15 protein-coding genes are annotated in these 15,444 nt (G+C 38.2%); 10 read left to right on the top strand and 5 right to left on the bottom strand.

Annotated features, from left to right (window positions below; all coding sequences use genetic code 11):
- The first annotated feature begins 3 nt into the window (after window positions 1–3).
- The 6 genes from mutL (at window position 4) to ACFQU5_RS04535 (ending at window position 6,398) form a co-directional block, all read left to right on the top strand.
- On the top strand, window positions 4–1,893 hold the full coding sequence (mutL, locus tag ACFQU5_RS04560) for a DNA mismatch repair endonuclease MutL (protein WP_390285202.1): 1,890 nt from the start codon (window positions 4–6) through the stop codon (window positions 1,891–1,893).
- Window positions 1,894–2,129: 236 nt separating this feature from the next.
- Window positions 2,130–3,767 (top strand): glycerol-3-phosphate dehydrogenase/oxidase, encoded by a 1,638-nt coding sequence (locus ACFQU5_RS04555; protein WP_390285200.1) that lies wholly within the window; start codon window positions 2,130–2,132, stop codon window positions 3,765–3,767.
- A gap of 38 nt (window positions 3,768–3,805) precedes the next feature.
- Entirely contained in the window at window positions 3,806–4,693 is an 888-nt protein-coding gene (locus ACFQU5_RS04550) for an alpha/beta hydrolase (RefSeq protein ID WP_390285198.1), read from the top strand.
- Window positions 4,690–5,607, top strand: a complete 918-nt coding sequence (gene miaA / locus ACFQU5_RS04545) for a tRNA (adenosine(37)-N6)-dimethylallyltransferase MiaA (protein WP_390285196.1) — start codon at window positions 4,690–4,692, stop codon at window positions 5,605–5,607. The genes ACFQU5_RS04550 and miaA overlap by 4 nt, the downstream gene beginning before the upstream one ends.
- A gap of 65 nt (window positions 5,608–5,672) precedes the next feature.
- Window positions 5,673–5,906, top strand: coding sequence for an RNA chaperone Hfq (hfq, locus tag ACFQU5_RS04540; protein WP_390285194.1), 234 nt, complete (start codon window positions 5,673–5,675; stop codon window positions 5,904–5,906).
- Window positions 5,907–6,095: 189 nt separating this feature from the next.
- A complete protein-coding gene (locus ACFQU5_RS04535; RefSeq protein ID WP_390285192.1) occupies window positions 6,096–6,398 on the top strand; it encodes a rhodanese-like domain-containing protein in 303 nt (100 codons plus the stop codon).
- 114 nt (window positions 6,399–6,512) lie between these two features.
- Here the strand turns inward: ACFQU5_RS04535 and ACFQU5_RS04530 are convergent, their stop codons facing one another.
- Complete coding sequence (locus ACFQU5_RS04530; protein ID WP_390285190.1) at window positions 6,513–7,169, bottom strand: trimeric intracellular cation channel family protein; 657 nt, start codon at window positions 7,167–7,169, stop codon at window positions 6,513–6,515.
- A gap of 217 nt (window positions 7,170–7,386) precedes the next feature.
- Between ACFQU5_RS04530 and ACFQU5_RS04525 the strand changes: the two genes are divergently transcribed.
- The 4 genes from ACFQU5_RS04525 to glnA all read left to right on the top strand — a co-directional run bounded on the left by ACFQU5_RS04525 (window position 7,387) and on the right by glnA (window position 11,815).
- Complete coding sequence (locus ACFQU5_RS04525) at window positions 7,387–8,634, top strand: methionine gamma-lyase family protein (RefSeq protein WP_390285188.1); 1,248 nt, start codon at window positions 7,387–7,389, stop codon at window positions 8,632–8,634.
- 452 nt (window positions 8,635–9,086) lie between these two features.
- Window positions 9,087–9,632: a hypothetical protein gene (locus tag ACFQU5_RS04520; RefSeq protein WP_390285186.1), complete on the top strand. Its 546-nt coding sequence runs from the start codon at window positions 9,087–9,089 to the stop codon at window positions 9,630–9,632.
- A 364-nt stretch (window positions 9,633–9,996) separates the two neighbouring features.
- Window positions 9,997–10,398, top strand: a complete 402-nt coding sequence (locus ACFQU5_RS04515; protein ID WP_390285184.1) for a MerR family transcriptional regulator — start codon at window positions 9,997–9,999, stop codon at window positions 10,396–10,398.
- 82 nt (window positions 10,399–10,480) lie between these two features.
- The gene (gene glnA / locus ACFQU5_RS04510) at window positions 10,481–11,815 is read left to right on the top strand and encodes a type I glutamate--ammonia ligase (RefSeq protein WP_390285182.1); all 1,335 of its coding nucleotides are present in this window, start codon (window positions 10,481–10,483) and stop codon (window positions 11,813–11,815) included.
- A gap of 86 nt (window positions 11,816–11,901) precedes the next feature.
- On the opposite strand, the gene ACFQU5_RS04505 is transcribed toward glnA, so the two are convergent.
- The 4 genes from ACFQU5_RS04505 to ACFQU5_RS04490 all read right to left on the bottom strand — a co-directional run bounded on the left by ACFQU5_RS04505 (window position 11,902) and on the right by ACFQU5_RS04490 (window position 15,080).
- Window positions 11,902–12,294 (bottom strand): coiled-coil domain-containing protein, encoded by a 393-nt coding sequence (locus ACFQU5_RS04505; RefSeq protein ID WP_390285180.1) that lies wholly within the window; start codon window positions 12,292–12,294, stop codon window positions 11,902–11,904.
- A 700-nt stretch (window positions 12,295–12,994) separates the two neighbouring features.
- Complete coding sequence (locus ACFQU5_RS04500) at window positions 12,995–14,119, bottom strand: PulJ/GspJ family protein (RefSeq protein ID WP_390285178.1); 1,125 nt, start codon at window positions 14,117–14,119, stop codon at window positions 12,995–12,997.
- A gap of 8 nt (window positions 14,120–14,127) precedes the next feature.
- Window positions 14,128–14,619, bottom strand: a complete 492-nt coding sequence (locus ACFQU5_RS04495; RefSeq protein ID WP_390285176.1) for a PilW family protein — start codon at window positions 14,617–14,619, stop codon at window positions 14,128–14,130.
- Complete coding sequence (locus ACFQU5_RS04490; protein ID WP_390285174.1) at window positions 14,619–15,080, bottom strand: type IV pilus modification PilV family protein; 462 nt, start codon at window positions 15,078–15,080, stop codon at window positions 14,619–14,621. Before ACFQU5_RS04490 ends, ACFQU5_RS04495 begins: the two co-directional genes overlap by 1 nt.
- Window positions 15,081–15,444: the final 364 nt, after the last annotated feature.

The raw sequence follows: 15,444 nt of genomic DNA, 5'->3' as shown, positions 1-15,444 counted from the left end.
AGCATGGGAAAAATTCAAATTATGGATGAATGGTTATCCAACAAAATTGCGGCGGGGGAAGTAGTTGAGCGCCCGTCGTCAGTTGTGAAAGAGCTCGTTGAAAACGCCATTGATGCAGGAAGTACATCAATTGAAGTTTTTCTCGAAGAAGCAGGGTTAACCTCCATTCAAGTAACAGATAATGGGAGTGGGATGGACGAAGAAGATGCGTTGAAATCTTTTTCCCGCCATGCCACATCCAAAATTTCAAAAGAACCGGACCTTTTCCGTATTCGAACACTAGGTTTCCGAGGGGAAGCATTGGCCTCGATTGCATCGGTGTCCAAAGTAACATTGAAAACATCTGATGGCGAACATAGTGGGCTTGAGATTCAAATGGACGGTGGGCACCTGATTACGAAGAAACCAACCGCTTTTCGAAGAGGAACGGATATTACGATTGCACAGTTGTTTTATAATACTCCGGCACGGTTAAAATATTTAAAAACGATACAGACGGAACTTGGACACTCGATTGATTATATGAACCGTCTAGCCCTGGCGTATCCCGAGATTGCTTTTAAACTTGTACATAATGGAGGAACCCTTCTTCAAACAAATGGTCGAGGGAATGTACAGCAAGTGATTTCTGCAATTTATGGGATGCAAAATGCGAAAAAAATGATCCCTTTTAGTGCAGAATCAAATGATTATAAAGTACACGGGTTTGTGAGCTTGCCAGAGGTTACACGTGCGAACAAAAACTATATTTCGATTTTTGTAAATGGGCGCTGGGTGAAGCATTATTTGGTGCAAAAAGCCATTGTAGATGCGTATCACACGTATCTGCCGATTGAACGCTATCCAATCGCTGTGCTATATATTGAGGGAGACCCTTATTTAACGGATGTCAATGTGCATCCTGCCAAATTGCAAATTCGTTTAAGTAAAGAGCAGGAATTATTGCCACTTGTTCAGAATGCCATTAATCAAGCAATTCGTTCTGCAATTCACGTCCCGGTTGCGGAAAAAAAAGAAAAGCCGGTACGCGTTCCAAGTGAGCAAATGAATATTTGGAAGCCGTATACACCAAAGTTTGATGAACATAAAATGAATGCGATTGTGGAGAGACTGTCATCCGAGAATTCTGTAGTGAGGGAACCGATTGTAAATCAGGGGGCTGGGGTAATTTCTTCGCAGCCTGTAGACCAGAAAGTGGAAGAGCTCCCGACTGAGTTGGATATTGGATGGGTCAATCCGGTAATTGAGGAAACGCCGGATGACGTGGTGGTGCCAGTTGTGGAGGAAGAAGTTGTCGAGAAAAAAGAGCCTTTCCCACAACTTGAAATCGTTGGCCAGATTCATGGAACGTATATTGTGGCACAAATGGAGGATGGTTTTTATTTAATCGATCAACATGCGGCGCAAGAACGGATCAAATATGAATATTTTCGCGAAAAAGTGGGTGAGGTGAATCCGAATGAACGGCAATCACTCCTCTTGCCATTAACTTTCCACTATTCTGCGGATGAAGCGTTGATATTAAAGGAAAATCTTCATGCTTTAGAGGAAGTTGGCGTCTTTTTGGAGGACTTTGGTCAATCCTCCTTTGTGGTCCGTGAACATCCGACCTGGTTTCCGAAAGGATTTGAGCAGGAGTTGATTGAAGAGCTAATCGAGCAAGTGTTAAAAACTCGCAGGGCCGACGTGAAAAAGCTCCGCGAAGAAGCCGCCATCATGATGAGCTGCAAAAAATCAATCAAGGCCAACTATTATTTAACGAAAGAGCAGATGGTTGTCTTGCTCGATGACCTGCGAAAAGCCGACAATCCGTTCACATGCCCACACGGCAGACCGGTTTTGGTCCATTTTTCTACGTATGAAGTGGAGAAAATGTTTAAACGCGTAATGTAGGTGGGAGTTAGTGCTAATAAGAGATTTACATGTGGATTTGGGTTGGATACTTGTAAAAATAAACGAATTAATGCCAGTTTCGAGCGTTTATTCAAAGATAACGAGCGAACCTATTCAAATTACGTGCGCTAATCCAAGTTTACGAGCGTTAACGCCCAATATACGAGCGAGCTCCACAAACTACTTCAAACCAAACCAAAGCTTTACCTAAATTATTATGTAAAGGGGAAATGCAAATGTTTTCATTCAAAGAGCGTCCGAACATACTTAATACGTTAGATAGTTATACATTCGATGTTCTCGTAATCGGAGGGGGCATTACGGGAGCGGGAATAGCGCTCGATGCTGCTTCGCGTGGGCTATCCGTGGCACTGGTGGAGATGCAGGATTTTGCTGCAGGGACATCTAGTCGCTCTACGAAGCTTGTGCATGGGGGACTTCGGTATTTAAAACAACTAGAGGTTGGACTTGTTGCTGAAGTGGGCAGGGAACGTGAGATTGTTTATGAAAATGCAGTTCATGTGACACAGCCTGAGTGGATGTTGCTGCCCCTTTATAAAGAAGGAACGCTAGGGAAAGTGACAACGCGAGCGGCACTAACAGTATATGACCGATTAGCACAAGTGAAAAAAGACGAGCGCCGTAAAATGCTTTCAAAGAAGGAAGCTCTTGAAAAAGTCCCTTTATTAAAAAAAGACGGTTTGCGTGGTGCGGGCTACTATGTTGAATACAAAACAGATGATGCACGTCTTACGATTGAAGTGCTGAAAAAAGCAGTTGAGTACCAGGCGGTTTGTCTAAACTATGCAAGAGTGATCGATTTCGTTTACAAAAAGAAAAAAATCGTTGCTGCCAATGTTCGAGATGAGATTTCCGGCGAAAACATTACCATTCATGCCCATCAAATTGTCAATGCGACAGGTCCTTGGGTTGATGAAGTTCGAAAAAAAGATAAAATCTATAACAAAAAAACGATTCGCCATACAAAAGGGGTCCACATTGTCATCGACCAATCAAGACTTCCATTGGAACAGGCGGTCTACTTCGATACAGAAGACGGACGTATGGTGTTTGCCATACCTCGTGAAGGGAAAACATATGTTGGAACAACGGATACATTTTATACTGATGATCCAATACAGCCGACTGCCACAAAAGAAGATGTGGACTATTTAATAAAAGCGACTCGTTTTATCTTCCCGGATGCAAACGTAACAGCTTATGATGTAGAGTCAACCTGGGCAGGGGTAAGACCATTAATTTCCCAGGAAGGAAAGGACCCTTCCGAGATTTCGCGTAAAGATGAACTATGGGTTGCACCAAGTGGTCTTCTTACGGTTGCAGGCGGTAAATTAACTGGTTATCGTCAAATGGCGGAAACGATAGTTGATAAGATCGTCAAATTGAAAAAATTCAAACATGCAACAGAATGTATCACAAAGGAATTATCTCTTTCGGGTGCGCGAGGGCTAAATTCATTGAATTTTGAAGACTATGTAGCAAACAAGTCAAAGGAAGGAAATGAATTAGGGATCAGCCATCATAATACAGAGAGACTCGTTCGAAGATATGGAACGAATGTTGATGAGGTTTTCCAGTATGTGAAGGCCGTCAATAGCAGTGAACTTGTCATTCCACTTTCCCTTTATGCCGAACTGCTTTACGCGATATATTATGAAATGGTGATGACACCTTGTGATTTCTTAATACGGAGAACGGGCTATCTATATTTCAATATTGCATTGGTTGAGCAATATAAAGAAGCGATTTTGGAAGTCATGTGCAATATTCTTGGGTATTCTGAAAGTGAAACGGTATTTTATCGAATGCAATTAGAGCAATTTATCGATGAGGCAAAAAATCCAATGAAATAGGGTGAATTCGATTGGTAGAACTTGCAGAGATCATAGAAATGGATGATGGACATCAAGTTTATATACGTATTTATAAACCTAAAGGTACACCAAAAGGAAATTTTCATATTTTACATGGAATGGCCGAACATGGCGGGCGCTATGAGGACTTTGCGAAAAACTTAGCAGAACAGGGTTATTTTGTAACGGCACATGATCATCGTGGCCATGGCAAAACAGCGGAGATAAATGGCATGCTCGGGTATTTTGGAGAAGAGAACGGCTTCCAGCGGGTAGTCGATGATGTTTTTGACATCATTCAGCATTATAGTGTGGATCCTAGTAACCAAGAAATCATCCTGTTTGGACATAGCATGGGCTCTTTTATCGCGCGTAGGTTCCTTCAGCTTTATAGCGGGATGATCGATAAATGTATTTTATGTGGGACGGGTGCAACGACTGCCCTGCATCAAGTAGGAAATGCAGTTGCCCGTTCGCTAGGTGCGTGGAGAGGGAAAAATATGCCAAGCCAGCTCATGAATGATTTAAGCTTCAATAGTTTCAGCAGAAGTGTGCTGAATCCCAGAACAATTTATGATTGGCTCTGCAGCAATGAAGAGGAAGTCGAAAAGTACATTCAAGATCCTTATTGCGGCTTTGTTCCAACGAATCAATTTTTTGTGGATCTAACGGATGGATTATTAGTTATTAACCAAAAAGAAGAACTCAAGAACATTCGGAAGGATTTGCCGATTTTATTGATTAGCGGCAGTGATGATCCAGTGGGCAGCAAGGGCTCTGGAGTTTTTAAAGTCGCCAAAGATATGAATGAAGCAAACCTTACGGATGTCGTCGTTTACCTTTTTGAAGGCATGCGGCATGAAATCCTGAAAGAAAAAAATCGAGAACATGTATATTCTGTAATTACACGGTGGTTAAATAGATGAATGAAAAGAAAATCGAAGTGGTCGCCATTGTAGGGCCGACCGCTTCAGGCAAGACAGCATTAAGTATTAAAATGGCAAAAGCATTCAATGGGGAAATTATCAACGGTGACTCGATGCAAATTTATAAAGGGCTTGATATTGGAACAGCCAAAATTACCAAAGAGGAAATGCAAGGTGTTCCCCATCATTTGTTAAGCTTTAAGGAACCGACAGAAAGCTTTTCGGTAGCTGAGTATCAAACACTAGTCCGGGAAAAAATTGCCGAGATTCAGGGCCGTGGGAAGCTTCCCATCATTGTAGGGGGGACTGGCCTCTATGTGCAAGCGGTGTTATATGATTTTCAATTCACAAAAGAAGATGTGGACGAAGAAGCGCGAAAAACATATTATGATGAATTAGCGAACATTGGTCCGGATGCCATGCATGCAAAGTTGATGGAGCTCGATCCGGAAACGGCTAAAACCATACATCCGAATAATACTCGCCGCGTCATTCGTGCGCTCGAAATGGTCGAGCTTCATGGTGTGTCAAAGGCAAATGAAGAGCACAATCGTGGAGATATCCCGTTATATAACCATCTAATTATCGGTTTGGAGATGGACCGGGAAAAGTTGTACGAACGCATCAATTTGCGCGTTGACATCATGATGGAACAAGGCTTGCTGGAAGAAGTAAAAGGCTTGTGGGAGCGCGGGATTCGTGATGTACAGTCTGTTTCGGCAATCGGATATAAAGAATTGTATGCCTATTTGGATGATAGGCTAACGCTTCCGGATGCAATCGATGCGCTGAAACAAAACTCACGCAGGTACGCCAAGCGACAACTAACTTACTTCCGCAACAAGATGGATGTCGAATGGATAGGCACTGATTGGAATAAAGTCGAAAAATATTCAAAATTATTCAATTATTAAGCAGGAAAATCTTTCTAAATGCCGAATACCTAACTATAGAAAACTATGGACGAGGTGTATACGGCGTGAAATCAATTAATCTACAAGATACATTCCTGAACAATCTACGAAAAAACAATACTTTTGTTACAGTATTCCTATTAAACGGTTTCCAATTAAAAGGGCTAGTGAAGTCTTATGATAATTTTACGGTTCTACTGGATGTAGACGGCAAACAGCATCTAATCTATAAACATGCTATCTCTACATTTTCTCCTTCAAAGCATGTAGCTATTACTGCAGAAAACAACGACCAATAATGCACAAATCGGCTAAGTGACCTTGCTTGCCGATTTTTTGTGGTTGAAATAGGCCATCTAGGCGAATTCTCGCTAATTGCGAAGAGCACATTTTTTCATTATACTGATGAAGAGTTGACTCAGGATCGAAAGTCCGAAGTCTGGACGTAAAAACTTGAGCCAAAATGGGACTTGATGGAGGTTTTAATAATGAAAACGATGACAACTGAAGAATTAATTAATCTATTAGATGCAAATGAAGACCTAAACATTATCGATGTACGCGAAGATTTTGAAGTGGAACAGGGCATGATTCCTGGTGCTGTCCACATTCCACTAGGTTCAATCCCAGAAAAAGCACCTGAATTAGACAAATCAAAAGAATACATCATGGTCTGTAAAGGTGGCGTTCGCAGTGCCAACGCTGGCGAATACCTAGAATCACAAGGCTTCCAAGTGACAAACTTAGAAGGCGGCATGATGGCTTATGATGGAGAGCTTGAGTTTAAGTAATTTAAGGTTTGAGAGATTTGAGTGGCAATTGCTGTCAAAATAAGAATATCCGCTGAATTAAGTTGGGATATCAACCAAAACTCAAAAAAAGCACATAGATGAGTAATACTCTACTCATCTATGTGCTCTTTTATTTGTATCTATTTTAATTGCTGTACTCGTAGTTTCGGTTCTTTTCAATGCTCTCACAGGCAATTTCCAATGTTTTGTATAAGAAAAAACACGCAATGCTGTAATGACTATGAATAGTGCGTATAAGAAAATATCTCCATCTAAAAACTGAAGACCGATGATTAAACCGGCACCTGCCGCCCACACGGCATATATCTCATCACGAAGTACCAATGGCTTTCTTCGTGCTAATAAATCGCGAATAATTCCTCCACCAGATCCCGTTAAAACGGCTGCTACAATGACAGCACTGATCGGAAGTTGGAGTGAAACAGCATAAATTGCCCCTTGAATAGCGAAGGCGGATAAGCCGATTGCATCCGTGAAATTCCCCCAGCGGTTCCAATGCTTGATTAAATGATGAGGAACAAGGAAAAATATAGTGATGGCGGCAATCGCAATTTGAAACATCATTTCTTGGCTCCACAACGTTGAAACAGGCAAGCCGATTAACAAGTTTCGCACAGCACCCCCACCAAAAGCAGTCACAATCCCTAATAAATAAACACCAAATAAGTCGTATTCTTCTTCCATGGCTACAATTGCACCTGATATTGCAAATGCGATTGTACCAATAATACTAAAGACTTCCCATGCCATTAACATTGCCTCCTTACATGAACATGCAATTTTGAGAATAGCAGTTTAAAAGGTTTTCGTAAAGTGAATTTTTTATTATAGAATAATATTTTGACTTCTCGAAAGCCAAGATACTGAAATAGTTGAAAAGATAACAAGAATTGTTAAGATAATAGAGGAAATAAATTAAGGTACACAAGATTCGCTTAGGCGATATGTATAGAACGGAGTAATAACGATGACATTTAAATCAACATTAAGCACTGAAACACTGCAACTAGCGAGTGAAGTGGAAGGAAAAATAAAAGCAATCCACGGCAGAGTAGACGAAATGGCGTTTTTCAATCAACAAAAAGTACTGGCAGCTTTTCGCAAGCATCAGGTCAGTGACTTTCATATGAATCCATCGAGCGGCTACGGCTATGACGATGAAGGACGCGATAATTTAGAGCGCGTCTATGCCGAAGTTTTCGGAGCGGAGGCTGCAATTGTGCGTGCTCAAATTATTTCCGGAACTCACGCCATTACGTTAAGCCTATTCGGAGTTTTAAGACCTGGTGATGAACTGCTGTATATTACTGGAAAACCTTACGACACACTTCAGTCAATTGTGAACGGAGGAGAAAAAGATACAGGTTCGTTAAAAGATTTCGGCATTGGCTATTCACATGTCGATTTAATCGATGATCGCGAAATTGATTGGGAAGGTGTTCGCGCTGCCATTAATGACCGAACGAAAATGGTAGCCATTCAACGTTCGAAAGGCTATGCAACGCGTCCTTCATATACCATTGAAGCCATTCAAGAGATGTGCGAAAAAATCCGTGAAATCAAGTCCGATGTCATCATTTTTGTCGATAATTGCTACGGTGAATTTGTTGAAGCGATGGAGCCAACAGAAGTAGGAGCTGATCTAATGGCCGGTTCATTAATTAAAAATCCTGGGGGCGGTCTAGCGAAAATCGGTGGCTATATCGCAGGTCGAGCGGAATTAGTTGAAAAGTGTGCCTACCGCATGACGTCACCGGGTATCGGAGCAGAGGCGGGAGCATCCTTAAATACGCTAGCTGACTTTTACCAGGGCTTCTTCTTAGCGCCTCACGTCGTGGCGCAAAGTTTGAAGGGGGCGATTTTCACTTCAGCTATGCTTGAGGAAGTCGGGATGACAACGTATCCACACTACGCGGACAAGCGAACAGATTTAATACAATCCGTTTCCTTCCAAACTGACGAGCAGATGATAGCTTTCTGTCAAGAAATCCAAGCCGCTTCGCCAGTTAATGCACAGTTTGCACCTGAACCTGCCTATATGCCAGGCTATGAGGATGACGTAATTATGGCAGCGGGTACCTTTGTCCAAGGGTCAAGCATAGAACTGACAGCGGACGGTCCAATTCGCCCGCCATATACTGCCTTTATCCAAGGTGGCTTAACTTACGAGCACGTCAAATATGCAATTTGCAGTGCAGTGCAAAAATTGAAATAGTTGTTAAATTTGCGGCTCAGTAAAATTACTGAGCCGTTGTTTTTTGTTTTGAGCAAGATCTTGCTCTTATTGAGGAATTCAGCTATTTTTCTAAAAAACCTCACCACTTTCCCCAAAAATCCTGGAACTTCCAAAAACGATATCAAAATAATGCTAATGTCATTAATTGCTGAGTCTGAGCGTGAAAAAGCTCCCACTTCCAAAATGTACTCTGTTCCAACACTTCATCTCCAAAAATAACAAAACCACTATCCAGTTAAGTTAGAGTAGCATCCAGCTAAAAAAATCCTAAAAAACTAGCAACACAAACAAAAAATTATTAATAACATATACTACTTAAAAATATAGTGTAAGTAAATCATCTATGATTGGGGTTTGATATGGGGCACTATAAAGGGAATAGAAATTACAACCTCATAATATTTTATTTCATGGGTATGTGGGTTCTGAGTGTGATTGGGCTTTTGGTCGCATTGTTGTTGCCGATTTCTGTTGTGATCATCTTAGCGTTGCTTGGGATTGCTTTGGCTGTCATTACATTTATGTGGCGTCTTGGCAATATGTTAATCTTCCTCATACCGATTTTATTTGGCGTGCTGCATTTTTCGATCCTGATTATCTTGATTGACTGGCTTGGTGCAGCTTTAATCATCTCGGTATTTATAGGCACAGTCATCATTTTCTTAACAATTGCGTTTCTGGGGATTAAGCTTATCGAATATAGCGTTTCAGAGGCATTAATGTACGCCTTTACGATTTTAATCGTATTTGTTGTCTTTGCATTCATCTATATTTTCGTTCCAGTTAGTAGTCCATTTTTCCTTGTAGTGGCAGGGATTTTTGTATTAGCGTTTGCTCTTTATACGGTGTATGAATTAGATTGTATTAAGAATGAATTTATACGTGAAAATGAAGTGCTATTTTTTGCCCTTAGATTGTACTTGAATCTTGCATTTATCGTCATCAACATCATTGCTTCTAATCGCAAAAAAAGATAGTAAGCGACATCTGATTTGGCTTTATCAAGTAGAAAATAGAACTTCTATAGACTGTGGATTAAATTGGGAAAACCGATTTAACTCTGCAGTCTTTTAATTTTCTGTAAATAGCAATATTAGGATTCGTTAAACTTGATATAACATCAAAACTACTAAATATGACAACAAACGTTAGTATTTATCAACTTTCAGACAAATGGTGTCATAATAAAAGGAATTATAAAACTATTGAAAAAGTTATCGCGAAGGGATATTCTTTTATCAATACATTTTTATTACCATTCCCCTTTATGTTAGTTTTTCTAACGTAAGATTGACATTCTATCTTACCGAGGTTAAGATAGACGTAAGGGAGGTGGATTAAATGGGTAGTGAAAGAAGATCAAGTGAATTAAGAAGATCCATGCCGCTTTTGCCAATTAGTACGGTTATGCAATTAACTGAACTATCAGCGCGACAAATTCGCTATTATGAAGAACATGATTTAATTCAGCCACACCGTACGGAAGGTAATAGAAGAATGTTTTCCTTAAATGACGTCGATACGCTATTAGATGTCAAGGACATGTTAGAGCAAGGCGTGAATATGGCAGGAATCAAAAAGGTATTTGATATGAGAAATAACCCTGCAGTTCAAGCAGCCAAAGCAAAAGAAGAGATTTCGGATGCTGAATTGCGCCGCATTTTACGTGAAGAAATGATCAATAGTGGACGTAATCAAAAAACGTCTTTACGACAAGGGGATTTATCGCGTTTTTATCAATAAACCGCGTGAATTATAAATAGAAAACAGCAAATAAATATAAAATAGATTTGCTAAATAGGGAAAAGTAGGAGTGTGGAATACTGTGGGTAAATACACAAAGGACGATATTAAACGTCTTGTTCAAGAAAAAGAAGTAAAATATATTCGACTACAATTTACAGACATTTTAGGAACAATCAAAAACGTAGAAATTCCAGTGAGTCAACTTGATAAAGCACTAGATAACAAAATGATGTTTGATGGTTCTTCTATTGAAGGATTTGTGCGTATTGAAGAATCTGATATGTACCTATATCCTGATCTTGACACATTCATGGTATTCCCGTGGACTACTGATAACGGTAAAGTTGCACGTTTTATTTGCGACATTTACACTGCTGAAGGCGAACCATTCTCTGGCGATCCACGCAACAACTTAAAACGTGTATTAAAAGGAATGGAAGAATTAGGTTTTACACATTTCAACCTTGGACCTGAGCCAGAGTTCTTCTTATTCAAATTGGATGCAAAAGGGGAGCCAACGCTGGAAGTAAATGACCATGGCGGTTATTTTGACTTAGCACCAACAGACTTAGGTGAAAACTGCCGTCGTGATATCGTGCTAGAGCTGGAAGAAATGGGCTTTGAAATCGAAGCTTCTCACCATGAGGTTGCACCTGGTCAACATGAAATCGACTTCAAGTATGCCAATGCGATTGAAGCATGTGATTATATTCAAACGTTTAAACTAGTTGTTAAAACGATTGCTCGTAAACATGGTTTACATGCAACATTCATGCCAAAACCATTATTCGGTGAAGCAGGTTCTGGAATGCACTGTAACGTATCATTATTTAAAGGCAAAGAAAATGCATTCTACGATCCAAGCACAGAACTTGGTTTATCTCAAACAGCGATGCAATTTATGGCAGGTGTATTAGAACACGTTCAAGGATTTACAGCGGTTACAAACCCAACTGTAAACTCTTACAAACGTCTAGTACCTGGCTATGAGGCACCTTGTTACGTGGCTTGGTCTGCTCAAAACCGTTCACCATTAATTCGTGTACCAGCTTCACGTGGTTTATCAACTCGTATCGAGGTGCGTTCAGTAGACCCTTCTGCTAACCCTTATTTAGCTTTAGCAGCGATTCTAGAGTCTGGTTTAGAAGGTATTCGCAACGGTTTGACTCCTCCACCGGCAATTAACCGCAACATCTACGTGATGAGTGAGGAAGAACGCAAAGCAAACGGTATCGATAACTTACCAGCATCACTTGACGATGCGCTTCTAGCTCTATCAAAAGATGAAGTGATTAAAAATGCATTAGGTAGCCACATCTATGCAAACTTCAAAGAAGCAAAAGAAATCGAGTTCGATATGTTCCGCACTGCTGTTCATCCATGGGAGCGCGAACAATATTTAAAAATGTATTAATTTATAAGAAGCCTGGCACATTGCGTGTCAGGTTTTTTTGTGTCTTAAATGAAATGGATAAAATTAGGGGATAAATGAGGTAGAGATTACGTAATAACTTTTTTAATCAGCCTTATATCTGATTCTATAACATCGACCCGTTCAGTGAGATCGTCTATTTGATGTAACTTCTTTGTATTTTCCAAAGTTTGTTGCTCAAGATTAGTGAGTTTTTCAGTATTTAAAACTACTTGGTGCGTAATTGTATCTAGTTTTGATTCGATTTTATCAATTTTGTTATCAATACTATTGATTCTGTTTTCAATATTGTCAATTCTGTTATCGATTGTATTTATTTTGTTATCAATTGTATTGATTCTATTATCAATATTGTCGATTCTGCAATCAATTTTATCGATTTTTTGATCAATATTATCAATTCTGATATCAATATTCTCTACTGAGGTTAAAATTCTTTCAAGTATTTGCTCGTTTGACATTTTTGTTGCTCCTTTCTGTTTTTATATTAAAAGGGGAAGCTGATATCGGAAATTAGCAGAAAGTACTGTAGTAGAATTTAACTTGATAATAGTATACCCAACGTCAACCCGCCAGTAAATGTGATTTTAGGTTTTGTATTAAACTTAATTTTCGAACCATTTAATACCCATCAAAAGCTAAATTTATACCCACCTCACAAAAAGTAGGGAGGTGGGTACCGTTCAATCTGCAGTTTTTGCCATGTTAAAACATTATAAAGCTCGGTATCATGGCACCATTTTCTTTATTAAATATTTGAGAATTAATACACGGGTTAGGTCTTCGTAGCTCTCGTGAGGCTGTAGTTTTAATAACACATAGACATCCGAATCATTATGTTTTTCAAAAGTCATTGAAGACTTCTCAATTTCAGGTTCGCTATACCCAATCGATTGAACGTTCTCTCCACGTTGTTCAAATGTGTAGCTTTCTTTAGTTAAAAAGGCAAGGTCCAACTCTTTTTTTGCAATTTTTGTAGCATCAGCATTTTCTTCCTCAGAAAATGTAATGCTCTGAGGAGTATAATCGTAATCCCGATAATTTTAGTCCTTTACGTACCCTGTTGATTAAGAATAGTTATAAGTATACCTTCTTTTTAAGTTAAAAGTATCTTCAACTTCAAGAAAATAGGGATACGGCTTGTTTTTAAAAAGGAGATCTTTAGTTATAGATTAATGTCATATTATCTACTTGTTTTGCAATTTCATCTAATATATCTGAGCCTCCAGGTGAACCGCCACCGAACAGCATGCAATTATATTGGCCATCTTTCCATTCTTCTATTGGTATAGGCAAATTATTTTTGCGATCAATAATGCTACCTCGCACACAAATTTTCGAGTCGGCAATCTCACCGATTTGATTATGAAATTCCAAATCGCCATTTATATAGAACACTGATTTTTTAATTGAAGCTTTAGTATTTTTAAAATAGGCATTTCCACCTACATAAATTTTATTATTCTCAAGATCTGTTTTCTGGTTATTTCCGAAGTCTGCATTACCAGTAATGTAAAGGAAAGAATTTTGTTTTATACGATTTCCGTTGTTGATATCTAATGAACCATTAATGACGGCAGTAATACCATCTATCGCAAATTTATAATTTTTTATGTTTATAGTATAGGAATATCCATTTTCTATACCCAGGTTCGTGTTGTAATTTTTTTCTGGTAGGTACGGTTTCTGAATCGTTACATTCCGAATATCACTTTTACTAGTTCCTTTACTGAAATAAGCATTAACAGAATCCTCTGTATTTAATGTAATTTCACCATCGATGATTGCTGTATCATTTCTACCTTGCCCGAAGCTCTTAAAAGATAAGACTACTTTAAATGCATCTTCTCCACTTATAGCGAAATGCTCAGTGATTTTATATGAATAGTTTGGGCTATTATTTACTGGAAAAGGTGTGTTTAAAGCTATATTAGGAAGAAAACTATTATAAATAACTTTTATACGAGCTAATACAGTAGTAGAATTAATCGCAATAGGTGGATCATTCTTGCTCTTTCTCGAATTTTCAGCTTCAATTTCTTTAATAGCTTCTTCAATTGCTTGTGTTAATACTTGGTCAGCTTGTAGGATGATTTGATTCTTGTAAAAGATAACACCCATTTCTGCTAGATCTACCGCTTGCATATCTTGTTCAATTTTATCAACTTGTTTTGAACTGGAAACAGTTATATTAAATAACACTATACCAATAATAGAAAAAAGGAACATCACAAGTAATACATATACTAATGCCATACCTTTTTCATTGAGATGATATTTTTTCATTCATTCACCTACATTCTCGATAAAATCGTTGTAATCTCATATGTTATTTCGCTGTTTTTCTTTGGAATTATTTTTATTTTCACATGAAAATCTTCTACTAATGGGTCGACGGATATTTTATTCCCAAACGATGCTGAATCTACTGTCTCTGTACAATCAATTGCTTCTTCCATACAAGAATTAATAATTTCAGAAATTACATAGGTAAAACTATCATTTCCAATTGTAGTAGTTTTATTTGTATTCAAGTTTGTAAGAATGATTTTTCCTTCCGCATTCAATCTAATCTCATATTTTTCACCATACTGATGTTGTTCTTTTAAAATAGTGGTAACATAATTTGCCTCTTGTTGAAGTTTGGCTTTGTTTTCTACTTTATTGCTTAGCTTCAATCCATTAAATAAAATACTTGATACTATTGCAACGACAATAGATAATACAACAACTGTAGCTAATAATTCGATGAGGGTAAGTCCTCTTTGATTTGAAATATGTTTCATTAAGGTGATACCACATTCCCTTCATGATAAGTAAAAGTTTCGGAAACTAATTTGCCTTCTTTTCGGACTTCTATATGAACTTCATGAAGTTCTCGATAAAATCTACCTAGCTCAGGATTTTTTTTTACATTAATAGTGATTTGATATTCACCATTGTTATTAATTGTAAATTGCTTTTTGTAATAACCAGGTTTCTTATCATGGTTGGTAAATCCATTCTCATTAGTAGAATCAGGTATTATTTCTCCCCAAGATAAATTGTGTATTAAGGATTCTTGTTCTCTTGCAATATTCATGGCTTGGGTACTATGATCGTTCATTGCATTGAAGTTGAACGAATTGGTTAATATAGTAAAAACTGAGAGTAATATTACTGTAATTAATACAATGGCAGCAATTACCTCAATTAGAGTCAGCCCTCTTTCGTCACCCAGTTCAATCAACTCCTTTTGTCGAGTCATAAAAAACTTATTTTTATTTATCAAAAGCCCTAATAAAGTAGTTAGCTGTTAACTACTCAAATCACTAAATGGTTCAAACATATAACAAGATTACACGAAGAACTATATTAGGACAATAGTTTCATCTGCAATTAATTTATTTGTTGAGAAAGTGATAAACATTGAAATTATCCTTCTATTGTTGAAAAAAAGGATTAGTTATCAATTTGTTAGAATGGTGTGAATACTAAAATCTTCTCGCTAACATCTATAGTGTTGAATTAAAAACAAGAAAACCTACTTAATATTATAACTAAAACACTATAAAAGTCATAGATGTAAAAGTTATAAATGAAAGTAAAATTTAATCTTAGTAAAATAGATA

Source organism: Ureibacillus sp. GCM10028918, assembly GCF_042666115.1.
In the GTDB taxonomy this organism is placed as follows: domain Bacteria; phylum Bacillota; class Bacilli; order Bacillales_A; family Planococcaceae; genus Ureibacillus.
Note: the sequence above shows the minus strand (reverse complement) of the source record. Positions and strands in the feature narration are given on the sequence as shown.